Origin of the sequence: Saccharopolyspora antibiotica, from assembly GCF_047200635.1 — a bacterium.
GTDB lineage: Bacteria > Actinomycetota > Actinomycetes > Mycobacteriales > Pseudonocardiaceae > Saccharopolyspora_C.
Window position 1 is genome coordinate 44,882 of record NZ_JBJZOI010000026.1, and the last position, 26,128, is coordinate 71,009.

Here is a 26,128-nt window from a genome sequence, read left to right on the forward strand (position 1 = left end):
CGCGCGGGCGGCCGGCGGGGGTCCGCTACCCTGTCCGCCGATGAGCGACATCGACTACTTCTCCATCGTCGAGGCCACCCACGACGTCCAGAACCCGAGCAGCCCCGCGAAGCTCCGCGAGGTCGCCGAGCACCTGGAGGTCGGCGCCGGGGACCGGGTGCTCGACGTCGGTGCCGGACGCGGGTGGTGGGCCGCGGAGCTGGCGGCGATGGGCGCCGAAGTGGTCGGCCTGGAGCTCAACCCCGAGTTCGCCGCGGCCGCCCGGGACCGCGCGGAGCAGGGCGGGCTCACCGATCGGATCCGGCTCGTGACGGGACCCGCGCTGGACTTCTCCCCCGAAGCCGGTTCCTGCGAGGTGGCGACCTGCCTGGGCGCGACCTTCGCGCTCGGCGGCTACCGGGCGGCGCTGGAGTGGATGACCGGCGCGCTGGGCGAGCGCGGTCGGATCGCGGTCGGCGACGTGCACTCGGTCGACGGTTCCTCCACCGAGGAACTGCCGTCGCTGATCGAGCTGGTGCACATCGCCGAGGAGTTCGACGTCGAGGTCACCGGGATCGTGTCCGCCTCGGTCGACGACTGGGACCGCTACGAGTCGCGGCAGTGGAAGAACGCCCACGACTGGGCGCAGCGCAACCCCGAGCACCCGCAGCGGGACGTGGTGCTGGCCGACTCGCGCCGGTTCCGCAACGACTACCTCACCCGGGAACGCGGTTCGCTCGGGTGGTCCATCATCATCGGCGAGCTCCGGCCGCAGGTCACCTCGGGCTGAGGACGAACACGCGCAGCCGCCGACCTCCCGCCCGGGCGGCGTAGTCGTCGTAGGCGGGCCAGACCGGAGTGATCACGTCCCGCCAGAGCCGCTCGCGCTCCGCTCCGGTGACCAGCCGGGCCCGCACCGGGACGCGGCGCGACACCAGGTCGGCCTCCGCCTCCGGGTGCGCGAGCAGGTTCGCCGACCAGCCCGGATGCGCGGCCTGGCCCCAGTTCGAGCCGATCACCACGAAGTCCGCGCCGTCGTGCACGTACAGCAGCGGGACCGAGCGCGGCAGGCCGCTGCGGCGCCCGGTGGTGGTGAGCACCATCGAGTTCAGCCCGGCCAGCCGCGCGAGGCTGATCCGGCCCCCCGTGCGGCGCTGCACCGCGAGGTCGACGGGCACCACCCGCTTGCCCACCGCGGCGAACCACCGCTGCCTGCCCAGCCGCTGCGCCACCTTGATCAGCACGCTCACGCCGGCCACCCTGCCACACCCGGCCCGAGCCGTGCTCGTGCGCTCAGACCGCGGTGGCCAGTGAGAGGGCGAAGTCCTCGCCGTCGTCGAGCCACCAGCGCGTGAGCGCGAAGCCGGCCGCGGCGAGCTCGGCCTCGACGCGGGAGCGGCGGAACTTCGCCGAGATCTCGGTGCGGATCTCCTCGCCCGCGTCGAAGTCCGCGATGAGGTCGAGCCCCGCCACCCGCACCCGCATCGGGCGGCTCGCCCGCAGCCGCATCTCGATCCACTCCTGCTCCTGGTCCCACCGCGCGACGTGCTCGAACGCCTCGGGCTCGAAGTCCGCGCCGAGCTCCCGGTTCAGCACCCGCAGCACGTTGCGGTCGAACTCCGCGGTCACCCCCGCCGCGTCGTCGTAGGCGCGGACCAGCCGTGCGGGATCCTTGACCAGGTCGGTGCCCAGCAGCAGCCCCTCCCCCGGCCGCAGCGCGGCCCGCACGGCGGTCAGGAACCGGGAGCGCTCGGCGGGGGCGAAGTTCCCGATGGTGCCGCCGAGGAAGGCCACCAGCCGTCCCCGCCCGGCGGGGACGGCGGCGAGCTCGGCGGTGAAGTCGCCGACGACGCCGCGCACCCGCAGCTCCGGGTAGTCCGCGGCGATGGCCGCCACCGCCGACCGCAGCGCGGACTCCGAGACGTCCAGCGGCACGAACTCCCGCAGCGTCCCGGTCTTGCGCAGCGCGTCGAGCAGCAGGCGGGTCTTCTCCGAGGATCCCGAGCCGAGCTCCACCAGCGCCCCCGCCCCGGTCAGCTCGGCGATCTCGATCGCCCGATCGCGCAGGATGCGCTGCTCGGCGCGCGTCTGGTAGTACTCGGGCAGGCCGGTGATCCGCTCGAACAGCTCGCTCCCCCTGGCGTCGTAGAGCCACTTCGGGGTCAGCCACTTCGGTCGGCCGGTCAGGCCCGCGCGGACGTCCGCGCGCAGGTCCCGCGCCGCGTCGGCGGCGGTGAAGTGCACGATCAGCTCGGGTTCGGTCACGGTCGTTCCCCTTCGGGCAGCGGCGCGAGGCGCACCTCGCGGCGGTCGGCGAGCACCAGGTGGCGGTCGGGTACCGGGGTCCAGCTCTCGTCCTCGCCGAACGGTTCGGAGGACACCGCCACCGACTCCGCGGTGCGCCGCACCGACAGCGCGTGCCCCCAGGTGGTGGCGATCAGCGATCTCCCATCGGTGAGCAGCAGGTTCATCCGGGACTCGGGGCGGGTGCGCACCACCTGGCCGACCACCTCGGCCACCGCCTCGGCCGGATCGGCGCCGCGCCGCAACCGGTGCCGCAGCAGCGCCCAGAGGACGGCGGAGTCGGTGGGCGCGTCCAGCGTCATCAGGTCGACCACGTCCAGTTCCGCGGCGGCCTTCGCCAGCGATTCCGGCCAGCCCGCCACCACCCCGTTGTGGCTGAACAACCAGCGCTCGGCGGCGAACGGTGCGCAGGCGGTCGCCACCACCGGCATCCCCGTCGTCGCCGAGCGCACGGCCGCCAGCACCGCTCCCGCGCGCTGCCTGCGGGCGAGACCGTCGAAGGCGGTGTCCGTCCACATCGGAACCGATCCCCGGTAGCGGGCGGGTTCGGCGTCGTCCTCGTACCAGCCGACGCCGAACCCGTCCACGTTCACCGTCCCGCCGCCGCGCATGTCGCGCGGCGCCCAGGTCTGCTCCAGCAGCGAGTGCGGCGGGTCCAGCAGCAGATCCGCCAGCGGCAGCGGCGGTCCGAGGTAACCCAGGTGCCTGCACATGCCGGGCTCAGCCGAGCTCGCCCGGGCGCGGAGTGCGCGCGCAGCGGAACCCGGCGAAGATCTGCCGCCGCACCGGCAGGTCCCAGTTGCGGAAGGTGCCCCGGCAGGCCGCCGCGTCGGTGCCGAACGAGCCGCCCCGCAGGACCTTGTGGGACGGTCCGAAGAACACCTCCGAGTACTCCCGGTACGGGAATGCCGCGAACCCGGGGTGCGGCAGGAAGTCCGAGGAGGTCCACTCCCACACGTCGCCGATGAGCTGGCGAGCCCCGCAGGGCGCGGCGCCCAGCGGGTAGGCCCCGGCCGAGGCAGGGCGCAGGTGTCGCTGGCCGAGGTTGGCGTGCTCGGGTCCGGGATCCTCGTCGCCCCAGGGGTAGCGCCGGGAGCGCCCGGTGCGCGGGTCGTGCCGGGCGGCCTTCTCCCACTCCTGCTCGGTGGGCAGCCGCCGACCCGCCCAGCGGGCGTAGGCCTCGGCTTCGTGGAAGCTCACGTGCACCACGGGCTCCGCGTCGCGCAGCGGTTCGAGGTGCCCGAAGCGGCGGCGCGACCAGCCGCCCCCGTCGCGCAGCCAGAACCGGGGCGCGCGCAACCCCGCCTCCTGCCGGTGCGCCCAGCCCGCCTCGCTCCACCAGCGCGGCGCGTCGTAGCCGCCGTCCTCGACGAAGTGCCGGTAGGCGCCGTTGGTGACCGGAGTGGTGTCGAGGTAGAAGTCCGCGACCTCCACCCGGTGCGCGGGCCGCTCGTTGTCCAGCGCCCACGGCTCGGTGTCGGTGCCCATCGTGAACGCACCGCCCGGCACCAGGACCTCGGCGGGCAGCGGGTCGGCGGGGGCGGCTGGCGGCGGGTCGGCCGCGAGCACGGGATCGCCCGCGCGCAGCTGGTGGGTGGCCAGCATCGTCTCGTCGTGCTGCTGCTCGTGCTGCACGATCATGCCGAAGGCGAACGCGCGGTCGACCAGCGGCCTGCCGCGCAGCGGGACCCGGTCGAGCAGGTCGAGCACCTTCCGCCGCACGGTGCCGACGTAGCCGCGGGTCTCCGCCGGGCCGAGCAGCGGCAGCCGCGGCCGGTCGCGGCGCGGGTGCTGGAAGGCGTCGTAGAGGTCGTCGATGTCGGGTCGGATCGCCTCCGCTCCGCCGACGTCGCGGACCAGCCACAGCTCCTCCTGGCTCCCGATGTGCGCGAGGTCCCAGACCAGCGGGGACATCAGCGGGGAGTGCTGGCGGGCGAGGTCGTCGTCGTCGACGCACGTGGTGAGACCGGCGCTGCGCCGCCGGGTGCGGATCAGCTCCTCGGCCACGTGGGAGCGCAGCCGCTCCTCGCCGAGTTCGGCGAGCTCACCGCGGCTCGCCGGGGGCGTCGTGCTGGTGGGATCGGTGTCGGACCTGCTCACGGGTCACCTCCGAGTGGGTGGGACGCGCCGGAGTGCGTTCGCGGGCCCGGCGCGCGGTGCTCGAACGGGCCGCTCAGCCCGCGCAGGACCGGCGGGCGTGCCAGTCGGCCAGCGCGGTGACCACGTCCGGGGCTTCGCCGAGCTCGTCGAGGCAGCGGCAGGCCAGCTCCAGCACGGCCCGGGCGACCCGGGCCAGCACGGGATCGGCGAGGCCGAGCCGGGCGGCGGGGACCCAGCGGCCCGCGGCGGGGGCGGCCAGCTCCAGCACCGCGTCCACCGCGGACTCCCGGTGGAACAGCGCGACGAGCGCGGCGGCGGGCAGCACCCACCCGTCCCCGCCCTGCGCGTCCAGGTACCTGATCTCGAAGTACCCGCGCGGTCGCACCGGTGGGAACAGCGTGGTCAGGTGGTAGTCCAGGTCGTCGTAGGTCGGCGGCACCGGCAGCGCGCCACCGATCCACTCGGCGAAGGTGAGGCCGCCGGGCGCCCGCCAGTCGGCGCCGTCCCGGCGCAGGCACAGCAGCGCGGTGTCGAGCACCCGCCGCGCCCAGTCCCCCGCCGGATCGGCGGTGGCGGGGGCGGGCCGCATCCGGGGGAGGTCGGTGCGCAGCAGCGAGCGGGTGCGGGCCGAGGCCCAGCCCGTCGGCGCGCCGAAGAGCTCCGGGGAGTTCGCGAACGCCGCGATGAACACGGGTCCGAGCGCGTGCAGCGCCGCCCAGCGCGCGGCGATCCGGTGCGGCTCCCCCGCGTCCAGGCACACCTGCACGCCCGCGGTGCTGCACATCATGAGCCGACCGCCGATGCCGATGCGGTCGAAGGCGGATTCCATCGCCGCGTAGCGCGGGACGTGCAGCAGGCGGCGCGGGGAGCGCCAGGGATCGGTGCCGCGCTCGCCCAGGCGCAACCCCGCGGTGGCGAGCCTGCGCCGGACGTGGGCCGCGTCGGCGGCGACCGCGTCGAGCAGCGTTCGCAGCGAGGGGGCGGGAAGGCTGGAGACCTCGACCTGGCCACCGGGTTCGACGGTGAGCGCGGAGCCGCGGGGCAGCGGGCGCTGCGGGCTGTCCGGGACCAGGGAGCTGGGGGCGTGCGGGCCGAGCGCGGCGATCAGCGTCTCGGCGTCGAGCGGCCGGCGGGGGTCGTCGGAGTGGTGCACGGTCCATTCCAGTTCGACGCCGACGGCGCGGGGAGGGCCGTGCTTGAAGCAGACCGAGGCGACGTACGCCTCGGCCTCCGCGCGGGTGCGGATGCGGGAGCTGGGGACCTCCGCCGGCGGGTGTGCCGGGGCGGAGTGGAGCGACGCGGTCACGCTCATCACCACCTGGATGAGGGCCCGCGCCCCCGGACCGCCGTGGGATCCCCTCGACCGAAGAGCCGTGTCGTGGACGGGAAGTGCCCGGGAAAGGACGAACTGCGCTCGAGCGGCGGAACCGGCGCGCGGGTCTGCGGAAAACTCCGGTGCTGCTGCGGGATGATTCCCCAACCGGTGGGTGGTTGCCAACAATACGTACGTACGGATTGCACGATCGGCGGCACGGCTGGGACGATCAACCCCATGCCCCGGGTCAGTCAGGACCACCTCCAGGCCAGGCGCCGCCAGATCCTCGACGGCGCGCGCAGCTGCTTCGCGCGCCACGGCTACGAGGGAGCGACGGTCCGCAGGCTGGAGGAGGCGACCGGCCTCTCCCGCGGTGCGATATTCCACCACTTCAAGGACAAGGAGTCGCTGTTCCTCGCCTTGGCCGAGGACGATGCCGCCCGGATGGCTGACGTCGTCGCCGAGCAGGGGCTGGTGCAGGTGATGCGCGATCTGCTGGCCGACCGCACCCCCGGCGGCGGCAGGCGGCCCGAAGCCGAGTGGCTGGGCACCCGGCTGGAGGTCTCCCGGCGGCTGCGCACCGACGCCGAGTTCCGGGCCCGCTGGGCGCAGCGCTCCGAGCAGCTCACCACCGCCACCCGAGCCCGGTTGCAGTGGCAGCGCGAGAGCGGCAACCTGCGCGACGACGTCGACGTGGACGTGCTCACCGCCTACCTGGAGCTCGTGCTGGAGGGTCTCGTCTCGCACCTGGCGATGGGCCTGCCCGCCGACGACCTCGGCCCCGTGCTCGACGTCGTCGAGGAGAGCGTCCGCCGCCACCGGGGCAGCTGACCGCCCGCGCGGCGCGCCGAGCGGGTCGGAGGGGCGCCGCGCGGCGTAGGGTCGCGGCGGCGGCCGAAGCCGACGCCGGAGAGGAGCGGGCGCACTCCATGGTCAGCGAGTGGTGGAACCGCTTCCTCGCCTCCGACCCGGCGTTGCGGCGGCTGCGCAACGCGACCCGGGTGACGCTGGCGACGGCGCTGGCGCTCGGAGTCGCCCTCGGATTGCTCGCACTGCTCGGGAGGCCGGTGAGCAGCGGGATCATCGCCGCCGTGGTGGCGATCAACTCCTCCACCACGATCAACGACGACACCGAGCGGGCGCGCCGCCGCACGACGCTGCTGATGCCGCTGCCCGCCGCGGCCGCCCTCGCCCTGGCCACCGCGACCGCGGGCCTGCCGGTGCTGCACGTGGCGCTGTTCCTCCCGGTCGTGTTCGTCGCGACCTACATCCGGCGGTTCGGCTCCCGCTACTTCGCCTTCGGCATGGTCGCGTTCATGGGGTACTTCTTCGCGATGTTCCTGAGCCCGCGGCTCCCCCAGCTCCCCGACCTGCTGCTGGCGGTGGTGTGCGGATCGCTGAGCGCCTACCTGCTGCGATTCGTGGTGCTGCGCGACGACCCGCGCCGCGTGTTCGACCGGGGTCGCCGCAGCCTGCGCGCCCAGGTGCAGTGGCTGTTGCACGACGTCCGCGACGTCGCCGAGCACCCCGGCGCGCCCCGGCACCGCGCACGGCTGCGGCACCGCTCGGTGCGGCTGAACGAGACCGCCCGGATGCTGGAGAACGCGGTCGCCGAGCTTCCCGGCCTGGACGAGGCGGGCCGGGAGGTGCTGCGCCGGCGGATCCTGGACGTCGAGCTCACCGCCGAGAACCTGCTCGGCCCGCTGATGCGGGTGCTCGACCACCCGCGCGGTGGCACCTCGGTCCCGCAGGCCGTGGCCGGGCTGCTCGCGGTGGTGCGCAGCGATGCCTCGGAGGTCCGGGCCGCGGCGCGCGGCCTGGCCGACCGCATCGAGCGCGACGGGTTGCGCCCCGAGGACGGCGCGCCGCGGCGGGACGGGTCGGCGGAGCTGGCGATGGCGATCCGCAGGCTCGGCGCGGCGCTGGCCGAACTCACCGAGGCGAACCAGCACCTCGGCCGGGTCGGGCCGAGCCCGGATCCGGAGCGGGAGCAGGAGGGCGACGACGCCACCGACGGGGACGCCCCCGACCGCGCCGACCAGAACACCGGGCTGCGCCGGCCGGAGGTGCGGGCCGCCGTCCAGGTCACCTGCGCGGCGGCGCTCGCGATCGTGCTCGGCCAGCTGATCTCCCCGAACCGCTGGTACTGGGCGGTGATCACGGCGTTCGTGGTGTTCATCAGCGCCAACAGCAGGGGCGAGCTGCTGGTGCGCGCGTGGCAGCGCACCGCCGGGACCGTGCTGGGCGTGGTGGCCGGGGTGCTGGTGGCCTCCCGCATCACCGGCGACGCGACGGCCGAGCTGGTGCTGATCCTGTGCTGCGTGTTCGCGGCGTTCTACCTGGCCGGGGTGTCCTACGCGGGAATGACCTTCTTCATCACCACGATGCTCGGGGGTCTCTACGGGGTGCTCGGAACGTTCGACGTCGCGGTGCTGGGCCTGCGGCTGGCCGAGACGGCCGTCGGCGCGGTCGCCGGGGTGCTGGCCGCGACGCTGGTGCTGCCCACGCGCACCCGGCGGGTGCTGCGGGACAACACCGAGGACTTCCTGCTGCGGCTGCGCGACCTGCTGCGCTCCGCCGGTACGGCGGTGAGCCGGGGCGACCCCGGCGACGGGCTGCGCGAGGGCGTGCGGGAGGTGGACGAGGCGCTGCACCGGATGCTCTCCAGCGCCCGGCCGCTGGTGACCTACCGGCCGCCCTCCCGGCGCAGCGCGCTGGAGCGGGCGCTGACGGTGTTCACCGGCTGCGCGTACGCGGCGCGCAACCTGGCCCGGGTCGTCCCGCCCGCGGTGGAGATGATCGACGCGGACACCAGGGATCGGCTGGCCGAGCTGCTGTGGGCGCTGGCCGAGACCGCGGCGTCGATGACCGCCGAGGCCACCCAGGGCTACCGACCCGCGCTGGACTCCGCGCAGCGGTGGGCCGAGGACCTGCACGACCTCGCCGAATCGCTGCCGCAGGACCCGACCTCGCTGCACCGGGCGCTGGGCGCGCTCACCCGGCTGCGCTCGCTGCTGGCGGACGTCGCCGAGGAGCTCGGCGTGCCGGACCGGCAGGCCGCGACGTGACGCGGCGGGCGGATCCCGCGAGGGACCCGCCCGCCGCGTCGAGCTCAGCTCACGCTGGGCGTCCGATCACGGCACGCCGTGCATCAACTTCTTGATCTTCGAGCTGGACAGCGCGAGCAGCCCGCCGCAGACGATGGTCGCCAGGCCGATGACGCCGAAGTACAGCGTCTGGTTGTCCTGGTCGTAGAGCTTGACCACCTGGGCTCCGATGCCCTGGCCCATCGCCGGGGCGAGGAAGTACAGGCCCATGGTCTGCGAGGCGAACACCGCTGGCGCCAGCTTGGTGGTGACCGACAGCCCCACCGGAGAGAGCATCAGCTCACCGATCGTGAGGATGACGAAGACCAACGCCACCATCAGCGCGAACTGCTTGCCCTCGGAGTTGGTGACGAAGCCGGACAGCACCACCCACAGGAAGCCGAGGCCCACGATCACGAGCCCGCCGACGAACTTCATCGCCGTGCTCGGCTGCCGGTCTCCGAGCTTCAGCCACAGCGCGGCGAACACCGGCGCGAGCACGATGATCGTGAAGGAGTTCACCGACTGGAACCAGCTCACCGGGAACTCCCAGCCGAAGATCTGGTTGCTGGTCTGCATGTCGGTGACGATCACCAGCGTGCTCGCCTGCTGCTCGAACAGCAGGAAGAACAGCGCGGTGGCCAGGAACAGCGGGATGTAGGCGACCAGGCGGTCGCGCTCCACCCGGGTGATCTGCTTGCTGCTGAGCATCACGGCGAAGTAGACGATCGGCAGCACCGCGGAGATCACGCTGACCAGGTTGACCAGGCCGCCGAGACCGATCACGCCGGTGCCCAGCAGGGCGATGACGCCGATGACGAACACCGCGGCGATACCGCCCGCGCGACCCAGCACACCGCTCTTGTGCTCAGCGGGCAGCGGGTTGGCCGGCACCTCGCTGAGGCTGGAGAGGTTGCCCTTGCCGAGCACGTACTGCACCAGGCCGAGCGCCATGCCGACCGCGGCGGCGCCGAAGCCCCAGTGGAAGCCGATCTCCGACTGCAGCAGCCCGGCGATCAGCGGCCCGGCGAACCCGCCGAGGTTGATGCCCATGTAGAAGATCGAGAAGCCGGAGTCACGCCGCTGGTCCTGCTCGGTGTAGAGGTCGCCGACCATCTTGGACACGTTCGGCTTGAGCAGACCGGTACCGGCGATGATCAGGACGAGGCCGATCCCGGTGGTGGCCAGGCCGCCGGGCACCGCCATCGCGATGTGCCCGAACATGATCAGGACGCCGCCCCAGAACACCGCCCGCCGGGCCCCGAAGAGCCGGTCGGCCAGCCAGCCGCCCGCGACGCCGGTGAGGTAGACCGAGGCGCCGTAGGCGGAGACCAGCGAGGTGGCGGTGGTCTCCGGTAGCCCGAGACCGCCATCGACCACCGCGGTGTAGAGGTAGAGCGCCAGGATGCCGCGCATCGCGTAGTAGGAGAATCGCTCCCACATCTCGGTGAAGAACAGCGTGGACAATGCCCGCGGGTGTCCGAAGAAACCCCGCTGGGGCGCGTCCGCAACCGTGGGGTTGCTCACGATCACGACCTCTCTGGTGCTGGTGGCGGCGGGATGGCCGCGTCCGGAACTGCGCAGAGGCTACGCCTCTCCCCAATGGTGTGAACCACAACCCGGAAATACGGTGAAAAATCACGATTCGACCTCGATCCCCCGGGCCATCCCCGCATTCCCACCGCGACGTGCGCACCACTCCCCGCTACCGGCTGGGAGCGCGCACGATCTCCGCACCGGGCGGGCGAGACCGGAATGGTCGGCCGCTCATCGGGACCAGCGCCTCGCCCCCATCCGCCGACCCCCTCCGGGACGGCGGTGACGGCACGTCGAGGAGATCACGGTCTGCGGTCCGGGTGCTCCATTCGGGATATACTCCGGTCGCATATTTCCGTTTTTCCACGAGGAGTGACACGTTCGGTGCCCACGGCACAGCAGTCCCCCGAAGGAAGTACTGAGCCGGGCTCACGACCCGGCTTCCCGTTCAAGGCACCCGGCCCGCGGCGAGGTGATCGCTGATGGCCATCGCGCTCTCCGTCCTCGGGCTGCTGTTCGTGGCCCTGCTCACCCTGGGCACCGCGCTCGCCGTGGCAGCGGAGTTCTCGCTCACCTCGCTGGAACGCAGCACGGTCGACGCGCACGTCAACAAGGTCGGTGACCGGCGCGCTAAGTCCGTGCAGCGGGCGCACCGCACGCTGTCGTTCCAGCTCTCCGGCGCCCAGGTCGCCATCACCCTCACCACGTTGATCACCGGCTACGTGGCCGAGCCGCTGATCGGCGAGCTGCTGCGCCCGGCCCTGCTGGCCACGGGCATCCCCAACGGCGCGGCCGCGCCGATCTCCCTCACGCTGGCGATCTTGCTGGCCACCACGCTCTCGATGGTCTTCGGCGAGATGGTGCCGAAGAACCTCGCCATCGCCCGGCCGCTGCCGACCGCCCGCGCGGTCTCCGGATACCACTCGCGGTTCTCGCGGATCTTCCGCTGGCTGATCGACGGCATGAACAACAGCGCGAACTGGGTGGTGCGCCGCTTCGGCATCGAGCCGCAGGAGGAGCTGCGCTCGGCCCGCTCCCCCGACGAGCTCGGCTCGATCGTCCGCTCCAGCGCCGAGCACGGCACGCTCGACGAGGCCACCGCCGCGCTGATGGACCGCTCGCTGCGCTTCGGGGACCGCTCCGCCGACGAGCTGATGACGCCGCGCGTGAAGGTGGACTCGCTGCCCTCGGACGCCTCGGTGCGTGACCTGCTGGACCTGGCCCGCAGCACCGGGCACTCCCGCTTCCCGGTGCACGACGGCGACTTGGACAACGTGCACGGCGTCGTGCACGTCAAGCAGGCCTTCGGCGTCGCGGGCGATCAGCGCGAGAGCACCAGGGTGGGCTCGCTGGCCCGCCCGGTGCCGACCGTGCCGGAAACGCTGGACGGCGACTCGCTGCTGAACCGGCTGCGCGGCTCGGGCCTGCAGCTGGCCGTGGTCGTCGACGAGTACGGCGGCACCGCGGGCATCGTCAGCCTCGAAGACGTGGTCGAGGAGATCATCGGCGACGTCCGCGACGAGCACGACCGGCGCGAGACCGCCGCCGTGCGCCCGCTGGCCAAGGGCACCTGGATCGTCTCCGGTCTGCTGCGGGCCGATGAGATCGAGGAGGCCACCGGCTTCGAGATGCCCGAAGGCGAGTACGAGACCGTGGCGGGCCTGGTGATGGCCCGGCTCGGCCGGATCCCCACCCGCGGTGACCAGGTCGACGTCGACGAGTGGCGTCTCACCGTCAGCAGCATGGACCGGCACCGCATCGCCGAACTGCGGCTGAGCCGGATGCACCGCCCGGCTCAGGCCGATTCCACCGGCACCTCTGGGGGGACCCGATGAGCGACACCGTGGCGATCCTGCTCGGAGTTCTGCTGCTGCTGCTCAACGCCTTCTTCGTGGGCGCGGAGTTCTCGCTGCTGTCCTCCCGCCGCGACCGGCTGGAGGCGCTGCTGGACCACGGGGTGACCCGGGCCCGCACCGTGATCAAGGCGAGCCAGGAGGGCTCGCTGATGCTCACCAGCGCCCAGCTCGGCATCACGCTGTGCTCGCTGGGCCTGGGCCGCCTCGGCGAACCCGCCGTGGCGCACCGGCTGGAGCTGCTCATCCAGCCGTTCTCGGTGCCCGCTCCCGTGGTGCACGCGCTCGGCTTCACCATCGCCCTGGCGATCGTGGTGGTGCTGCACGTGCTGGTCGGCGAGATGGTGCCGAAGAACCTGGCGCTGGCCGATCCGGAGCGCCTGGCGGTGTGGCTGGTGCCCGCGCTGGTCGTGTTCGTGAAGCTGGCGCGGCCGTTGATCGCGCTGTTCAACATGATGGCCAACGGCGTGCTCAAGCTGCTCAAGGTGGAGCCGAAGGACGAGCTGGACACGGCCTACACCTCCTCCGAGCTGGCCGAGCTCCTGGTGGAGTCGCGGCGCGAAGGGCTGCTGGAGCAGTCCGAGCACCGCAGGCTCGCCCAGACGCTCTCCTCGGTGGAGCACACCGTCGCCGACGTCCTGGTGCCGCTGGACCAGGTCACCAGCCTCCCCGGCGCACCGACGCTCGGCGACGTGGAGCACGCGGTGGCCAGCACCGGCTTCTCCCGGTTCCCCGTGCGCGCGGACTCGGGCGAGCTGCTGGGCTACCTGCACGTCAAGGACGTGCTGGACCAGGCGGGGGCGGAGCCGACCACGCCGGTCGAGCCCGGCCGGGTGCGCGCGCTGCCGACCGTGCCGGTGGCGGCCCGGCTGGACCAGGCGCTCACCTCGCTGCGGCGGGAGCGCAGCCACCTGGCGACGGCGGTCGACGCGGACGGGTCCCCGCGCGGCGTGGTCGCCCTCGAGGACCTCGTGGAGGAGTACGTGGGCACCGTGCGCGACGCCACCCACGTGACCGCCTGAGGAAGCCTCTCAGCGGCGCGGGTCGTTCCCCTGGGAAACGGGCCCGCGCCGCTCCTCCTCCCCGGCCCCGGTGGCATCCGGCCCCGCGCGGCGGTCGTCGCCGATCCGGCTCCGGGACGGCGACGTGGTGCTCCCCGGCGCGGGCGCCACGAGCCCGCCGGTACCGGGAGCGTCGGCCGCGGAGCGCGCGGGACCGGGCTGACCGGCCCCCGGCGGGACAGCTGAGAACCGGGCCTATCCTGGCGCACTATGCGAGTGCTGGGCGAGCAGGAGTGGCGGTCCCGCCAGGACGCGCACCGCGAGCGGGTCGGGCGCTGGACCGGCCCGCACCGGCGCAGGCAGCGGGCCGGGGAGAAGCACCCGGTGATGGACTTCCTGTTCACCTACTACTCGCACCGGCCGTCGCTGCTGGAGCGCTGGCACCCCGGGATCGGGGTCGCGCTGGACGGCGGTCGGGAGTTCCTGGCGCGGCGCGGTTACCGCGAGATCGCCGAGGGCGTGGCGCTGGACCCCGCCGTGCTCACGCCGAAGCGCCTGGACACCGTTCGCTTCGTGCACGGCCTGCTCGGCGCGGTGCAGTCCCGGCGGCCGAACCTGGGCTGCTTCGGGCTGCACGAGTGGGCGATGGTGTACCGCACCTCCCCCGGCGACGTCCGGCACGAGGCCTGGCCGCTGCGGCTCGGCCACGACGGCACCGACGAGGTCGTGGAGTCGATGCCGATCCGGTGCAGCCACCACGACGCGTTCCGCTTCTTCACCGCCCCGGCGCGGCCGCTCAACGCGCTGCAGCCGACCCGGCAGGACCAGGTCGCCCAGGAGCAGCCGGGCTGCCTGCACAACAACATGGACCTGTTCAAGTGGGCGTACAAGCTCGATCCGCTGGTGCCCGCCGAACTCGTGGCGGACTGCTTCGAACTGGCGGTGGAGATCCGCGAGCTCGACATGCGGGCCAGCCCGTACGACCTCGCCGCGCTCGGCTATCCGCCGATCGCGATCGAAACGCCCGAGGGGCGGGCCGACTACGCCCGCGCCCAGCGCGCGTTCGCCGAGCGGGCCGCGCCGCTGCGGTCCCGGTTGCTGCGGCACTGCGCGGAGCTGCTCGACCCGGAACCGCTGCCGGCCTGACCGCCGACCGGCCCGCCACTGGTGGTGGCGGGCCGGTCGAGCTCAGTCCCGGACGGCGAGGTTCAGCTCGCCGTTGTCGTCGCGCTCGGCGTCGAGCACCTTGTCGCCGAGCAGCGATGCGGCCTGGGGCTCCAGGAAGACCCGGGCCCCGGACTCCTCGACCACCTGGTCCTCGCCCTGCGGCTCGCTGGCGATGGACGCCTGCAGCTCGGCCTCCCCGGACTCGTCTGCGACGGGGGCGATGCGCAGCCCCGAACCCTCGGGCGAGTCACCCCCGGCCAGGACGACCTTGATGACCTCGGCTGCGCTCTCGCTGATCGTGAGCATTGCTGCACTCCTCTCGCGGGGCGGTCGGATGGAGCCGCCCACCGTAGTGCATCCGGCCCACCTCCCGCTCACCCCGGGCGTGCGCTCAGCTCTCGTAGGCGGCCAGCGGCGGGCAGGAGCACACCAGGTTCCGGTCGCCGCGGGCCCCGTCGATCCGGCGCACCGCGGGCCACACCTTCGGCTTGTCCGAGCCGAGCGGGTAGGCGGCTTCAGCCCGGGTGTAGGGGTGCTCCCAGGGGCCGGCCAGCGAGGCCGCCGTGTGCGGGGCCTGGCTGAGCGGGTTGTCCTCGGCGGGCCAGCGGCCCGCGACCACCGCGTCGATCTCGCCCTTGATCGCGATCATCGCCTCGCAGAAGCGGTCCAGCTCCGCCAGGTTCTCGCTCTCGGTGGGCTCCACCATCAGCGTGCCCGCCACCGGGAAGGACATCGTCGGCGCGTGCAGTCCGTAATCGGCGAGGCGCTTGGCCACGTCGTCCACGGTCACGCCCGAGGCCTTCGTGATCGGCCGCAGGTCCAGGATGCACTCGTGGGCGACGAACCCGCCGCTGCCGGTGTAGAGCACCGGGAAGTACTCGTCGAGACGCCGGGCGACGTAGTTCGCGGCCGCGACCGCCGTCAGCGTCGCCCGCCGCAGCCCGTCCGAGCCCATCATCCGGACGTAGGCCCACGAGATCGGCAGGATCGAGGCGCTGCCCCACGGGGCCGCGCTGATCGGTCCCACCCCGGTCTCCGGCCCGGCCAGCGGCTGCAACGGATGGTTGGGCAGGAACGGCGCGAGGTGCTCGCGCACCCCGATCGGCCCCACTCCCGGCCCGCCACCGCCGTGCGGGATGCAGAAGGTCTTGTGCAGGTTCAGGTGCGAGACGTCGGATCCGAACCGGCCCATCCGCGCCAGACCGATGAGCGCGTTGAGGTTCGCGCCGTCGACGTAGACCTGCCCACCCGCGTCGTGCACCAGACCGCAGACCTGCGCGACCGTGTCCTCGTACACGCCGTGCGTGGACGGGTAGGTGATCATGATCGCCGCGAGGTCGTCGCGGTGCTGGTCGACCACCTCGCGCAGGTGGTCGAGTTCGATGTTGCCGTGGTCGTCGCACCGCACCACCACGACGCGCAGACCGGCCATCACGGCGCTGGCGGCGTTGGTGCCGTGCGCGCTGGCCGGGATCAGGCACACGTCACGAGCCTGATCACCACGGCTGTGGTGATAGGCGCGGATGGCCAGCAGGCCCGCGAACTCCCCCTGGCTGCCCGCGTTCGGCTGCAGGCTCACCGCGTCGTAACCGGTGATCTCCGCCAGCCAGCGCTCCAGGTCACGCACGACCTCCAGCAGCCCGGTGGCGTCCTGGGCCGGGGCGAACGGGTGCAGCTCGGCGAACTCCGGCCAGGTGATCGGTTCCATCTCGGCGGTGGCGTTGAGCTTCATCGTGCAGGAGCCCAGCGGGATCATGGTCCGGTCCAGCGCCAGGTCGGAGTCCGAGAGCCCGCGCAGGTAGCGCAGCAGCGAGGTCTCCGAGCGGTGCGCGTGGAACACCGGGTGGGTCAGGTACTCCGAGGTGCGCAGCAGCGCCCCCGGCAGCGCATCGGCGGTCCCTGCGTCCAGCTCGTCCACCTCGGCCACGGTGGTCTCCGCGCCGAACGCGGCCAGCACCCGCACCAGGATCTGCCGGGTGGTGGTCTCGTCGCAGCTGACGCCGACCCGGTCCTCGTCGATCCGGCGCAGGTTGATCCCGTTCTCCCGGGCCGCCGCCAGGACCTCGTCCGCCCGGCCCGGCACCCGGGCCACGATCGTGTCGAAGAACTCCGCGTGCTCGACCTCGACCCCGGCGCGGCGCAGCCGCTCGGCCAGCACCGCGGCCATCCGGTGCGCCCGCCGGGCGATGGCCCGCAGCCCGCTCGGACCGTGGTAGACGCCGTACATCGCGGCGACGACGGCCAGCAGCACCTGCGCGGTGCAGATGTTGCTGGTCGCCTTCTCCCGGCGGATGTGCTGCTCGCGGGTCTGCAGCGCGAGCCGGTAGGCCTGGTTGCCGTCGGCGTCCACGCTCACCCCCACCAGCCGACCCGGGAGCTGACGCTCCACGCCCTTGCGGACGGCCATGTACCCCGCGTGCGGCCCGCCGAAGCCCATCGGCACTCCGAAGCGCTGGGTGGTGCCCACGACCACGTCGACGCCGATCTCCCCCGGCGGCCGCAGCAGCGTGAGGGCCAGCAGGTCCGCGCTCACCACGACCATCCCGCCGCGCTCGTGCACCCGCTCCACGATCGCCTCGTGGTCCCGGAGCCGCCCGGACGCGCCCGGATAGGCCAGCAGGGCGCCGAAGAAGTCGTCCTCCGGCAGCGCGTCGGGGCCCGCCGACAGATCGGTCACCAACACCTCGATGCCCAGCGGCTCGGCGCGGGTGCGCAGCACCTCCAGGGTCTGCGGCATGACGTCGTCGTCGACGACGAAGCGCGGTGACTTCGACCGGCCCGCCCGGCGCACCAGGGTCATGCCCTCGGCGGCGGCCGTGGCCTCGTCGAGCATCGAGGAGTTCGCCACCGGCACGCCGGTCAGGTCGGCGACCATCGTCTGGAAGTTCAGCAGCGCCTCCAGGCGCCCCTGCGAGATCTCCGGCTGGTAGGGCGTGTACGCCGTGTACCAGGCCGGATTCTCCAGCACGTTGCGCCGGATCACCGGCGGGGTGATCGTCGGGTGATAGCCGAGCCCGATCATCTCGGTGCGCGGGGTGTTCAGCCTGGCCAGGTCGCGCAGCTGCGCGAGCGCCTCGGCTTCGGTGGCGGGCTCCGGCAGCGCCAGGTGCAGGTCCCGCTCCCGGATCCCCTCGGGCACCGCGGCCTGCCCCAACTCCTCCAGGGAACCGACCCCGATCACGTCCAGCATCCGCGCGAGCTCTGCGGGAAGCGGTCCGACGTGGCGGTCGGCGAACGGAGTCCCGTGCTCCAGGGCGGCCAGCGGGATGCGGTCTTCGGTCGTCATCGCCACACCTCATTCATCGCGACGGACACAGGGCGACAGCACGAATGCTGCTCTCCCCCTCTGTCACTGTCCGCAATGCGAACGCCTGAGAGCTTCACCCGATCCAGCACTGGGCTTGCACCGTCGGCGGGGCCACCTGTCGGTGGTCCCTCTTTCCAGAGGTATCTCGCCCGTGCGGTCCAGCCGGCCTGAGAGGTTGTCGGGGAGGGTTTGCTCCTTCGGCGCCGCAGGTGACGAGGTCACCCGCGATCTCTCCCGCGCGGGGTCAGCGATGCACCGAGCCTACCCGATGCGGTGTCGCCCGAAAGATGCGATCTACGTCGCGTCCGCTGATCCGAACACCGCAGCCGGGGCTGGACCGCGGAGGGTGGCGAGCCGGTCGCTCAGCCGGTGCGGCGGTCCCGTCGGCGGCGGGAGAGCTCGTCGTTCACCTGCTCCTCGACCTGGCCCCCGTCCGCGCGCTCGGCCGGGAACTCGTGGATGGTGCCGGTGATCTCGCGCATCGCCCCGCTCACCGCGATGCCGAACACGCCCTGGCCGCCCTGCAGCAGATCCACGACCTCCTCCGCGGAGGTGCACTCGTAGACCGTGGTGCCATCGCTGAACAGCGTGATCTTCGCGAGGTCCTGCACGCCGCGGTGCCGCAGGTGCTCCACGGCGACCCGGATGTTGTGCAGCGAGACGCCGGTGTCCAGCAGCCGCTTGACCACCTTGAGCACCAGGACGTCCTTGAAGGAGTACAGCCGCTGCGAACCCGACCCCGCCGCCCCGCGGATCGAGGGACCGACGAGCTTGGTGCGGGCCCAGTAGTCGAGCTGCCGGTAGGTGATGCCGGCGATCTGACACGCGGCGGGGCCGCGGTAGCCGACGAGCTCGTCCGGCAGCTCCGCCTCCAGGACCGAGCGCTCCTCGGAAGCGTCCTCGCCAGGTGCTCGCTCCACCACGCCTGCCTCCCCTCGACCGGCCCGAAGCCGGCGAACCACCAGGACCCGGCTCGACACGCGATCACCGGCCGGGCGGCGCGACGACGGTGGAACCGGGGCTGCGACCTTCCCCGGCCTGGAAAATCACATCGGGGCGATTCGCGCACCCCGAAGGTAAGCCCGGCCCGTGGACGGGTCAACGCGACGCGCGGGACCACCCGCTTCGACGGGGCGGCCCGCCGATGCGAAGGGGCTCCCGGTCCGCGACCGGGAGCCCCTTCACGACGTCGACCGGGGGCGTCAGGTGTCGGCGCCCCGGAAGTCCTCCGGCGAGACGGAGTCCAGGAATTCCCGGAACTTCTCCACCTCGTCCTCCTGCTCGTCCGGGATGATCAGTCCCGCCTCGTCCAGCACCGATTCGTCGGCGTGGATCGGCACCCCGATCCGCAACGCCAGCGCGACCGAGTCGCTCGGACGCGCCGAGACCCGCACGTCCCCGTCGAAGACCAGTTCGGCGAAGAACGTGCCCTCCTGCAGGTCGGTGATCCGCACCTGCTCCAGGTCTCGCCCGAGGGCGCCGATGACGTCCTTGAGCAAGTCGTGGGTCAGCGGTCTCGCCGGTCGCACGCCCTGCTGCTCCAGCGCGATCGCGGTCGCCTCCACCGATCCGATCCAGATCGGCAGGTACCGCTCGCCCTCGGTCTCGCGCAGCAGCAGGATCGGCTGGTTGGCTGGTAGTTCCACTCGCACGCCGACGACGCGCATCTCGCTGCTCATCGTCTCATCGCCTCCTCCAGCGCGCCGAAGCGTGACATCCTTGGTCGAGGATCGTGCACCGAACTCCTCCGACGCTACTCGCGTCGAGGCGGGCATGCCGACCACTCGTCACCGCTTCCGCCCGGATTTTCCGCTCGGTGGACGGCTTTTCCGGCTCGTTCCCGGCTCGCACCGGCCGACGGCCGGTACCCGGTGCTTCCGTTGTCCGCCTCGGCCCCGATCAGGCCCGAGGCGGTTGCTGACGCCGTTGCGCACCGCTGCCGCAGCACCTCGCTGGGAGTGCGGACGGGGCTCACGCGGATTTCGTGGACCCGCGCTCCGCGACGGGATGCGACCGCTCGCGGAGCTCACGATGTCAATCCCACGATACACCGCACCGCTCACGGCAGAACCCGTCTCAGGTCCCGGGACGCTCCACCGCTCCGGGGCGCTCCCCACCCGCCGCCGGGCGGCGGTGGAGATCGTCGGAACGGCGGCGCGCCCGGCCCCGAGAGCGGTCGGGGCGGCACCCGCAGGCGCCGCCCCGATGCGCTCGGTCCCGCGGGACCGCTCGGCTCAGCGGTCCTGGCCGTCGATCGGACCGGTCAGGAACACCAACCGGAACTTCCCGATCTGGACCTCATCGCCGTTGGCGAGCACCGAGGTGTCCACCGGTTCCCGGTTGACGTAGGTGCCGTTGAGGCTTCCGACGTCGACGACGACGTAGTCGTTGCCCTCTCGCCGGAACTCGGCGTGCCGACGGGACACCGTCACGTCGTCGAGGAAGATGTCGCTGTCCGGGTGGCGTCCGGCGCTGGTGGTCTCCCGATCGAGCAGGAACCGCGACCCGGCGTTCGGGCCGCGCTTGACCACCAGCAGGGCAGCCCCGGCGGGCAGCGCATCGACCCCGGAGGCCGCTGGCTCCGGGGTCGCACTCTCGGTGCTCTCCGGCTCCGAGAGGAACGGCCTGAAGACCGAGGTGGTCTCCGGTGACTGCTCCGGCGGCACGCCGGGCCCGTCGTTCTGGCTCACCTGAGCTCTCCTCTGCGCGGATGGGTCGTGCAAGTGCTTTCCAACGTACCGTGCCGTCCCAGGTCGCAGACGCGGGACTCCCACCTCGGACCGATCACCGGCCCGAGATCAACGATCATGCCTGGTCGACGAGGCCTCGGTAGTCGTCCGCACTGAGCAGACCGTCGAGTTCGGCGGGCTCGGCGAGCTCCAGCTCGATCATCCAGCCGTCGCCGAAGGGATCGGAGTTGACCAGCTCGGGCTGCTCGTCGAGCCGCTCGTTGCGCGCGACGACCTTCCCGGCCACCGGCGCGTAGATGTCGGACACGCTCTTGGTCGACTCCACCTCACCGATGCCGCCGCCCGCGGACACCGCCTCGCCCTCGTCGGGCAGCTGCACGAACACGACGTCGCCGAGCTGCTGCTGGGCGTAATCGGTGATCCCGATGCGCACCGTGTTCGCGTCGGTGGGCAGCACCCACTCGTGCTCCTGGGTGTACTTGATCCCGTCCGGGGCCACTGGTGGTCCCGCCTTCCTCGTCGAGCCGTCTGGCGGGGCGAACGCGGCGCCTCCGCACCCGCTCGCGATGATCGCGACGGGCCACGCGAGCCTAGGTCGGCCACGCGCGCGACCGCAAGGCGGACCCGCGGTGCCCGAGCGGTCGCCCAGCGCTGTCTTCGCAGTTCAGGCCTGCCGCGTGCGCGCGGAGCAGACGGCGGCGACGACCTGCACCAGGTAGAGCACCCCGGCCCAGACGTAGAGCGCACCGCCCCAGCAGATGAAGGCGTAGGCCACCGGGCGGACCACCTCCGCGAAGGCGAAGTCGTCCTGCACGAGCAGCAGCAGCGGGAAGGCGTACATCAGGCAGAACGTGGCGGCCTTGCCGAGGTAGTGCACCTCCGGCGGCTCGAACCCGTGCCAGCGCAGCACCGGCAGGCACAGGGTGAGCACCACGTCCCGGCCGATCAGCGCGGCCGCCGCCCACCACGGGATCACGTCGCGGAGCACGAAGGCGACCAGCGTGGCGACGATGTAGAGCCGGTCGGCGGCCGGGTCCAGCAGCTCGCCGACGCGGCTGTACTGGTCGAGCCAGCGGGCCAGCTTGCCGTCCAGCCAGTCGGTCGCTCCGCTGACCACGAGCACCAGCAGGGCCAGCAGGTCCGAGCGCGGCCCGAGCAGCAGCCAGAGGAACAGCGGAACGCCCGCGAGCCGGAGCACGCTGAGCAGGTTGGGCCAGGTCAGCCAGGGATCGTCCCAGACGCTCGCGGCGACTTCCTTGATGCGGGCGATGCCGGGGTCGGCAGGCGAGACGTCGGGGTCGTTCCGGCGCCGATCCGCCGGGTCAGGGGACGCTGGACCGCCCGCTCCACCTCGGCCATCGGTTCCGGCCGTGGTGCCGTCGGCGTCCTGCACCACAGCCCTCCCTGACGCGGTTGTGCGTTCCGCCGCGAGGCGCTCACCTGCGCCTGCGACCGGCGGGCGCCCGGGGGCGCTCGCTCGGATCAGGGTGCCACACCCCCCTCCGGACGGCCGGAGCGGCCACGGGAAGGGCGAGTCGTCAGCCGCGGTTTCGGCTCCAGCCGCGGCGCCGCAGCTCCGCGTCGGTGAGGAAGCGGGCCCGCCCGCGGTCGTCGACGCCCGCCCAGCGAGCGCGGCCGCCCGCACCCTCGAGGACGAACGGGTGACCACCGCTCCACACCACGCTGCACGGGGTGGTGGGCAGCTCCGACGCCTCGTCATCGCCGCCGGCGATGGCGTCCCGGTAGGTCGTGTCCACGCTGATCAACTCTCGACACCTCCATCACGGTTGTCGGCCGGGTCGCGGTCCGCGTTAACCGGCCCCCTTCCCACCCACGCATTGTGTTCGATCGGGAACCTGGAGTTCCGCGGGACGACGCCGGGTTGCGCTCAGCGGGAGAACGGCACCGGCGAATGGATGATCTTCAAAGCGCGGGTGTTCGGCGCGACCGAAGCGGTCCCGACCGCTCGTCGCGAACCGGATGAATCCGGCACCGCGACGGCTGGTCCCGCTCCGCCCGCGACCGCCCATTGTGGACGTTCGCGGCGCCGCGCGCCACGCGCTCCCCCGGCGCGGCGGCGATCGCGGTCGCTGGCGCCGGATCACCGCTTCGGGTAGGACACTGGCACCCGGACACGGCCAGCGGGAGGTCAACGAACATGGGTGCTCACGCCGACGCGCACCGCCGCAGCCTGGTGGACCCCGAGGGGTTCTGGCTGGAGGCCTCGACCGCCATCGACTGGGACCGGCCCCCGAGCACGGCGCTCGGCGAGTCCGGGCGGTGGTTCCCGGACGGTGAGCTCAACACCTGCTTCAACGCCCTGGACCGGCACGTGCGCGACGGGCGCGGCGAGCAGGACGCGCTGATCTGGGACTCGGCGATGACCGGCCGGGTGGAGCACTGGACCTACCGGGCGCTGCTGGACCGGGTGGCCCGCTTCGCGGGCGCCCTGCGGGAGCGCGGCGTGCACCGGGGAGACCGGGTGATCCTCTACCTGCCGATGGTGCCGGACGCGGTGGTCGCGATGCTGGCCTGCGCCCGGATCGGCGCGGTGCACTCGGTGGTCTTCGGGGGGTTCGCGCCGAAGGAGCTCGCCGCCCGGATCGACGACGCCGAACCGGTCGCGCTGGTCGCGGGGTCCTGCGGCCTGGAGCCGAACCGGGTGGTCGAGTACAAGCCGATCGTCGACGAGGCGCTGCGGCTGGCCGCGCACCGCCCGGCGGGCGGTGTGCTGGTGTTCCAGCGCGAGCAGGCCCGCGCCGAGCTCGGCCCCGGCGAGGTGGACGCGGAGGAGGCGCTGGCCGCCGCCGAGCCGGTGGGGTGCGTGCCGGTCGCGGCGACGGACCCGCTGTACGTGCTCTACACCTCCGGCACCACCGGGCGCCCGAAGGGCGTGGTGCGCGATCACGGCGGGCACGCGGTGGCGCTGCGCTGGTCCATGAGCGCGATCTACGACATCGGCCCCGGCGAGGTGTTCTGGACCGCCTCCGACGTGGGCTGGGTCGTCGGGCACTCCTACATCGTCTACGGCCCGCTGCTGGCCGGGGCCACCACCGTCGTCTACGAGGGCAAGCCGGTGGGCACCCCGGACGCGGGCGCTTTCTGGCGGGTCATCGCCGAGCACGGGGTCAAGGCGCTGTTCACCGCGCCGACCGCGTTCCGCGCGATCAAGCGGGTGGACCACGAGGCCGAGCAGCTGGCCCGCTACGACGTCTCCTCGCTGCGGACGCTGTTCCTCGCCGGTGAGCGGCTGGACCCGGAGACCTACCAGTGGGCGGTGCGCGTCCTGGGCGTTCCGGTGATCGACCACTGGTGGCAGACCGAGACCGGCTGGCCGATCTGCGCGAACCCGCGCGGACTGGAGCCGCTGCCGGTGAAGCCGGGCTCGGCGACCGTGCCGGTGCCGGGCTTCGACGTGCGGGTGCTGGATCAGTCCGGCGCGGAGCTGCCCCCGGGCACCGAGGGGGCGCTGTGCCTCCGGCAACCGCTGCCGCCGGGGATGCTGCCGACGCTGTGGGGCGACGACGAGCGCTTCCGGGAGTCCTACCTGTCCCGCTACCCCGGTCACTACCTCAGCGGGGACAGCGGATACGTCGACGAGGACGGCTACGTGTTCGTGATGGGCCGCACCGACGACGTGATCAACGTCGCGGGGCACCGGTTGTCGACGGGCTCGATGGAGGCGGTGCTCGCCGCGCACCCGGCGGTGGCGGAGTGCGCGGTGATCGGCGTGCGCGACGAGCTCAAGGGCCAGGTCCCGCGCGGGTTCGTGGTGCTCAAGGCAGGACTGGAGGTGGACCCGGGCCGGCTGCGCGCGGAGTTGGTGGGGGCGGTGCGCGATCAGATCGGGCCGGTCGCGGCGTTCCGCCAGGTCGACGTGGTGGACGGGCTGCCGAAGACCCGCTCGGGCAAGGTGCTGCGCAAGTCGATGCGGGAGCTCGCCGACACCGGGCGGGCGGCGGCGCCCTCGACGATCGAGGACCCCGCGGTGCTGGAGGACCTGCGCGCGACGCTGCGCGGGGAGCGCTGAGAGGAGGTTCCGGGGACCCGGTCAGTCGCCCGATACGTCCGTTCGGGCGCTGCCCGCGCGGGATGTTTGGTCTATACCTTTTACGATCACGTCCCCCACCGGGAGCGAGTTCCCATGTCCCTCACCTCCTCGCGGCCGTTCCGCGCGCGCCGGGTCCGCGCCACCACGGCCGCGCTGCTGACCGGCGTACTCACCGCGGGCGCGCTGAGCACGCTCACCCCCACCGCCACCGCCGCCGACTCCCGGCTGCACCAGGTCGTCCCCGCGCCGGAGGCGGTCCAGGAGACGCCCGGCGTCGAGTTCGAGCTGACCGCCGGGAGCACCATCAGCGCCGATCCCGGCGCCACCGAGGTCGCCGGCTACCTCGCCGGGATCCTGCGCCCCTCCACCGGCTTCGAGCTCCCCGTCTCCGAGGGCGGCGCGGGCGACGTCGTGCTGCGGCTGGACGACGCGGGCGCGGACCCGGCCGGGTACCGGCTGGAGGTGACCGCCGAGGCCATCACTCTGCGCGCGGGCGCGTCCGAGGGCCTGTTCCACGGGGTGCAGACGCTGCGCCAGCTGCTGCCCGCGGCGATCGAGAGCCCGCGGGCGGGCCCCGGGCCGTGGACCGTGCCCGGCGGCCAGATCACCGACCGCCCGCGCTACGAGCACCGGGCGGCGGGCCTGGACGTGGCGCGGCACTTCTTCGGGGTGGAGGAGGTCAAGCGCTACGTCGACCAGATCGCCCGCTACAAGGTGAACTTCCTGCGGCTGCACCTGAGCGACGACCAGGGCTGGCGGATTCAGATCAACTCCTGGCCGCGGCTGACCGAGCACGGCGGCAGCACCGCCGTCGGCGGCGGGCCCGGCGGGTTCTACACCCAGGAGGACTACTCCGAGATCGTCGCTCACGCCGCCTCCCGGCACGTGACGATCATCCCGGAGATCGACACCCCGGGGCACACCAACGCCGCGCTCTCCTCCTACGCGGAGCTCAACTGCGACGGGGTCGCCCCGCCGCTCTACACCGGCATCGAGGTCGGGTTCAGCTCGCTGTGCGTGGACGAGGACATCACCTACGAGTTCCTGGACGACGTGATCCGCGAGATCGCCGCGCTCACCCCCGGGCCGTACCTGCACCTGGGCGGCGACGAGGCCGACGCGACCACCGACGAGCAGTACCGCGCGTTCATGGACCGGGCGCTGCCGATCGTGCGGAAGCACGGGAAGACGGTCGTGGGCTGGCACGAGTACGCCAAGGCCGAGCCGCGGGCCGGGTCCGTCGTGCAGTACTGGGGAACCGGGGGCGCCGGGGCCGCCGAGATGGCCGCGGCGGCGGCACGGGGCAACGAGCTGCTGCTCTCCCCCGCCGACAAGTCCTACCTGGACATGAAGTACGACGAGTCCACCGAGCTCGGCTTGAGCTGGGCGGGCTTCATCGAGGTCGCCGACGCCTACGGCTGGGACCCGGCCGAACTCCTGCCCGGCGTGCCCGCGGAGTCGGTGCTCGGCGTGGAGGCTCCGATGTGGACGGAGACGTTGGAGACCTCCGCGCACGTCGAGGCCATGGCCTTCCCGAGGCTGCCCGCGATCGCCGAGCTGGGCTGGTCGCCCGCCGCCTCGCACGACTGGGAGTCGTTCCGGGCCCGGCTGGCTCAGCAGGGACCGCGCTGGGAGGCGGCGGGCATCGGCTACACCCGCTCCCCGCAGATCGACTGGCCGTAGGACGTCGACGCGCTCGCGCCGGTGGGGGGGGGGGGGGGGGGGGGGGGGGGGGGGAG

22 protein-coding genes and 1 riboswitch are annotated in these 26,128 nt (G+C 73.0%); of the genes, 8 read left to right on the forward strand and 14 right to left on the reverse strand.

Going from position 1 to position 26,128, the window contains the following annotated elements:
- Positions 1 to 40 precede the first annotated feature (40 nt).
- The gene (locus ACL03H_RS20550) at positions 41 to 769 is read left to right on the forward strand and encodes an SAM-dependent methyltransferase (RefSeq protein ID WP_412812912.1); all 729 of its coding nucleotides are present in this window, start codon (positions 41 to 43) and stop codon (positions 767 to 769) included.
- Here the strand turns inward: ACL03H_RS20550 and ACL03H_RS20555 are convergent.
- The 5 genes from ACL03H_RS20555 to egtA form a co-directional block, all read right to left on the reverse strand.
- Positions 756 to 1,229 (reverse strand): nitroreductase/quinone reductase family protein, encoded by a 474-nt coding sequence (locus ACL03H_RS20555; protein ID WP_412812913.1) that lies wholly within the window; start codon positions 1,227 to 1,229, stop codon positions 756 to 758. The two genes, ACL03H_RS20550 and ACL03H_RS20555, sit on opposite strands and share 14 nt — an antisense overlap.
- 43 nt (positions 1,230 to 1,272) lie before the next feature.
- Positions 1,273 to 2,244: an L-histidine N(alpha)-methyltransferase gene (gene egtD / locus ACL03H_RS20560; RefSeq protein WP_412812914.1), complete on the reverse strand. Its 972-nt coding sequence runs from the start codon at positions 2,242 to 2,244 to the stop codon at positions 1,273 to 1,275.
- Positions 2,241 to 2,996: an ergothioneine biosynthesis protein EgtC gene (egtC, locus tag ACL03H_RS20565; protein ID WP_412812915.1), complete on the reverse strand. Its 756-nt coding sequence runs from the start codon at positions 2,994 to 2,996 to the stop codon at positions 2,241 to 2,243. The genes egtD and egtC overlap by 4 nt, the downstream gene beginning before the upstream one ends.
- Positions 2,997 to 3,003: 7 nt before the next feature.
- Complete coding sequence (gene egtB, locus ACL03H_RS20570) at positions 3,004 to 4,302, reverse strand: ergothioneine biosynthesis protein EgtB (protein ID WP_412812935.1); 1,299 nt, start codon at positions 4,300 to 4,302, stop codon at positions 3,004 to 3,006.
- Between the two features lie 154 nt (positions 4,303 to 4,456).
- The gene (gene egtA / locus ACL03H_RS20575) at positions 4,457 to 5,695 is read right to left on the reverse strand and encodes an ergothioneine biosynthesis glutamate--cysteine ligase EgtA (RefSeq protein ID WP_412812916.1); all 1,239 of its coding nucleotides are present in this window, start codon (positions 5,693 to 5,695) and stop codon (positions 4,457 to 4,459) included.
- Positions 5,696 to 5,935: 240 nt separating this feature from the next.
- Between egtA and ACL03H_RS20580 the strand changes: the two genes are divergently transcribed.
- On the forward strand, positions 5,936 to 6,529 hold the full coding sequence (locus ACL03H_RS20580) for a TetR/AcrR family transcriptional regulator (RefSeq protein WP_412812917.1): 594 nt from the start codon (positions 5,936 to 5,938) through the stop codon (positions 6,527 to 6,529).
- Between the two features lie 98 nt (positions 6,530 to 6,627).
- Positions 6,628 to 8,766, forward strand: coding sequence for an FUSC family protein (locus ACL03H_RS20585; protein WP_412812918.1), 2,139 nt, complete (start codon positions 6,628 to 6,630; stop codon positions 8,764 to 8,766).
- 66 nt (positions 8,767 to 8,832) lie between these two features.
- Here the strand turns inward: ACL03H_RS20585 and ACL03H_RS20590 are convergent, their stop codons facing one another.
- Positions 8,833 to 10,311 (reverse strand): peptide MFS transporter, encoded by a 1,479-nt coding sequence (locus tag ACL03H_RS20590; protein WP_412812919.1) that lies wholly within the window; start codon positions 10,309 to 10,311, stop codon positions 8,833 to 8,835.
- A gap of 491 nt (positions 10,312 to 10,802) precedes the next feature.
- Between ACL03H_RS20590 and ACL03H_RS20595 the strand changes: the two genes are divergently transcribed.
- The 3 genes from ACL03H_RS20595 (at position 10,803) to ACL03H_RS20605 (ending at position 14,320) form a co-directional block, all read left to right on the forward strand.
- The gene (locus ACL03H_RS20595; RefSeq protein ID WP_412812920.1) at positions 10,803 to 12,155 is read left to right on the forward strand and encodes a hemolysin family protein; all 1,353 of its coding nucleotides are present in this window, start codon (positions 10,803 to 10,805) and stop codon (positions 12,153 to 12,155) included.
- A complete protein-coding gene (locus ACL03H_RS20600) occupies positions 12,152 to 13,195 on the forward strand; it encodes a hemolysin family protein (RefSeq protein WP_412812921.1) in 1,044 nt (347 codons plus the stop codon). Before ACL03H_RS20595 ends, ACL03H_RS20600 begins: the two co-directional genes overlap by 4 nt.
- 249 nt (positions 13,196 to 13,444) lie before the next feature.
- Positions 13,445 to 14,320: a 3-methyladenine DNA glycosylase gene (locus ACL03H_RS20605; protein WP_412812922.1), complete on the forward strand. Its 876-nt coding sequence runs from the start codon at positions 13,445 to 13,447 to the stop codon at positions 14,318 to 14,320.
- Between the two features lie 42 nt (positions 14,321 to 14,362).
- On the opposite strand, the gene ACL03H_RS20610 is transcribed toward ACL03H_RS20605, so the two are convergent.
- The 8 genes from ACL03H_RS20610 to ACL03H_RS20645 form a co-directional block, all read right to left on the reverse strand.
- The gene (locus ACL03H_RS20610) at positions 14,363 to 14,647 is read right to left on the reverse strand and encodes a HesB/YadR/YfhF-family protein (protein WP_412812923.1); all 285 of its coding nucleotides are present in this window, start codon (positions 14,645 to 14,647) and stop codon (positions 14,363 to 14,365) included.
- An 85-nt stretch (positions 14,648 to 14,732) separates the two neighbouring features.
- Entirely contained in the window at positions 14,733 to 17,627 is a 2,895-nt protein-coding gene (gene gcvP, locus ACL03H_RS20615) for an aminomethyl-transferring glycine dehydrogenase (protein ID WP_412812924.1), read from the reverse strand.
- 165 nt (positions 17,628 to 17,792) lie between these two features.
- Positions 17,793 to 17,895, reverse strand: a riboswitch (glycine riboswitch).
- Positions 17,896 to 18,010: 115 nt separating this feature from the next.
- Complete coding sequence (locus tag ACL03H_RS20620) at positions 18,011 to 18,571, reverse strand: MerR family transcriptional regulator (RefSeq protein WP_412812925.1); 561 nt, start codon at positions 18,569 to 18,571, stop codon at positions 18,011 to 18,013.
- A gap of 279 nt (positions 18,572 to 18,850) precedes the next feature.
- Positions 18,851 to 19,327 (reverse strand): bifunctional nuclease family protein, encoded by a 477-nt coding sequence (locus ACL03H_RS20625; RefSeq protein ID WP_412812926.1) that lies wholly within the window; start codon positions 19,325 to 19,327, stop codon positions 18,851 to 18,853.
- A gap of 555 nt (positions 19,328 to 19,882) precedes the next feature.
- Complete coding sequence (garA, locus tag ACL03H_RS20630) at positions 19,883 to 20,338, reverse strand: glycogen accumulation regulator GarA (RefSeq protein WP_412812927.1); 456 nt, start codon at positions 20,336 to 20,338, stop codon at positions 19,883 to 19,885.
- A 115-nt stretch (positions 20,339 to 20,453) separates the two neighbouring features.
- Complete coding sequence (gene gcvH, locus ACL03H_RS20635; protein WP_412812928.1) at positions 20,454 to 20,837, reverse strand: glycine cleavage system protein GcvH; 384 nt, start codon at positions 20,835 to 20,837, stop codon at positions 20,454 to 20,456.
- 165 nt (positions 20,838 to 21,002) lie between these two features.
- Entirely contained in the window at positions 21,003 to 21,734 is a 732-nt protein-coding gene (locus tag ACL03H_RS20640; RefSeq protein ID WP_412812929.1) for a CDP-alcohol phosphatidyltransferase family protein, read from the reverse strand.
- Positions 21,735 to 21,876: 142 nt separating this feature from the next.
- Complete coding sequence (locus ACL03H_RS20645; protein WP_459561781.1) at positions 21,877 to 22,095, reverse strand: cysteine peptidase family C39 domain-containing protein; 219 nt, start codon at positions 22,093 to 22,095, stop codon at positions 21,877 to 21,879.
- Positions 22,096 to 22,496: 401 nt separating this feature from the next.
- Here ACL03H_RS20645 and ACL03H_RS20650 point away from each other — a divergent pair, with 401 nt between their 5' ends.
- Entirely contained in the window at positions 22,497 to 24,368 is a 1,872-nt protein-coding gene (locus ACL03H_RS20650; RefSeq protein WP_412812930.1) for an AMP-binding protein, read from the forward strand.
- 114 nt (positions 24,369 to 24,482) lie between these two features.
- On the forward strand, positions 24,483 to 26,072 hold the full coding sequence (locus ACL03H_RS20655; protein ID WP_412812931.1) for a beta-N-acetylhexosaminidase: 1,590 nt from the start codon (positions 24,483 to 24,485) through the stop codon (positions 26,070 to 26,072).
- Positions 26,073 to 26,128: the final 56 nt, after the last annotated feature.

Excerpts from the sequence above, each read along its gene's own strand:
- ACL03H_RS20550 (WP_412812912.1), top strand. The coding sequence starts at position 41 with ATGAGCGACATCGACTACTTCTCCATCGTCGAGGCCACCCACGACGTC.
- egtC (WP_412812915.1), bottom strand. The coding sequence starts at position 2,996 with ATGTGCAGGCACCTGGGTTACCTCGGACCGCCGCTGCCGCTGGCGGAT.
- egtA (WP_412812916.1), bottom strand. The coding sequence starts at position 5,695 with ATGAGCGTGACCGCGTCGCTCCACTCCGCCCCGGCACACCCGCCGGCG.
- ACL03H_RS20580 (WP_412812917.1), top strand. The coding sequence starts at position 5,936 with ATGCCCCGGGTCAGTCAGGACCACCTCCAGGCCAGGCGCCGCCAGATC.
- ACL03H_RS20585 (WP_412812918.1), top strand. The coding sequence starts at position 6,628 with ATGGTCAGCGAGTGGTGGAACCGCTTCCTCGCCTCCGACCCGGCGTTG.
- ACL03H_RS20595 (WP_412812920.1), top strand. The coding sequence starts at position 10,803 with ATGGCCATCGCGCTCTCCGTCCTCGGGCTGCTGTTCGTGGCCCTGCTC.
- ACL03H_RS20600 (WP_412812921.1), top strand. The coding sequence starts at position 12,152 with ATGAGCGACACCGTGGCGATCCTGCTCGGAGTTCTGCTGCTGCTGCTC.
- ACL03H_RS20605 (WP_412812922.1), top strand. The coding sequence starts at position 13,445 with ATGCGAGTGCTGGGCGAGCAGGAGTGGCGGTCCCGCCAGGACGCGCAC.
- ACL03H_RS20610 (WP_412812923.1), bottom strand. The coding sequence starts at position 14,647 with ATGCTCACGATCAGCGAGAGCGCAGCCGAGGTCATCAAGGTCGTCCTG.
- gcvP (WP_412812924.1), bottom strand. The coding sequence starts at position 17,627 with ATGACGACCGAAGACCGCATCCCGCTGGCCGCCCTGGAGCACGGGACT.
- ACL03H_RS20625 (WP_412812926.1), bottom strand. The coding sequence starts at position 19,327 with ATGAGCAGCGAGATGCGCGTCGTCGGCGTGCGAGTGGAACTACCAGCC.
- ACL03H_RS20650 (WP_412812930.1), top strand. The coding sequence starts at position 22,497 with ATGGGTGCTCACGCCGACGCGCACCGCCGCAGCCTGGTGGACCCCGAG.
- ACL03H_RS20655 (WP_412812931.1), top strand. The coding sequence starts at position 24,483 with ATGTCCCTCACCTCCTCGCGGCCGTTCCGCGCGCGCCGGGTCCGCGCC.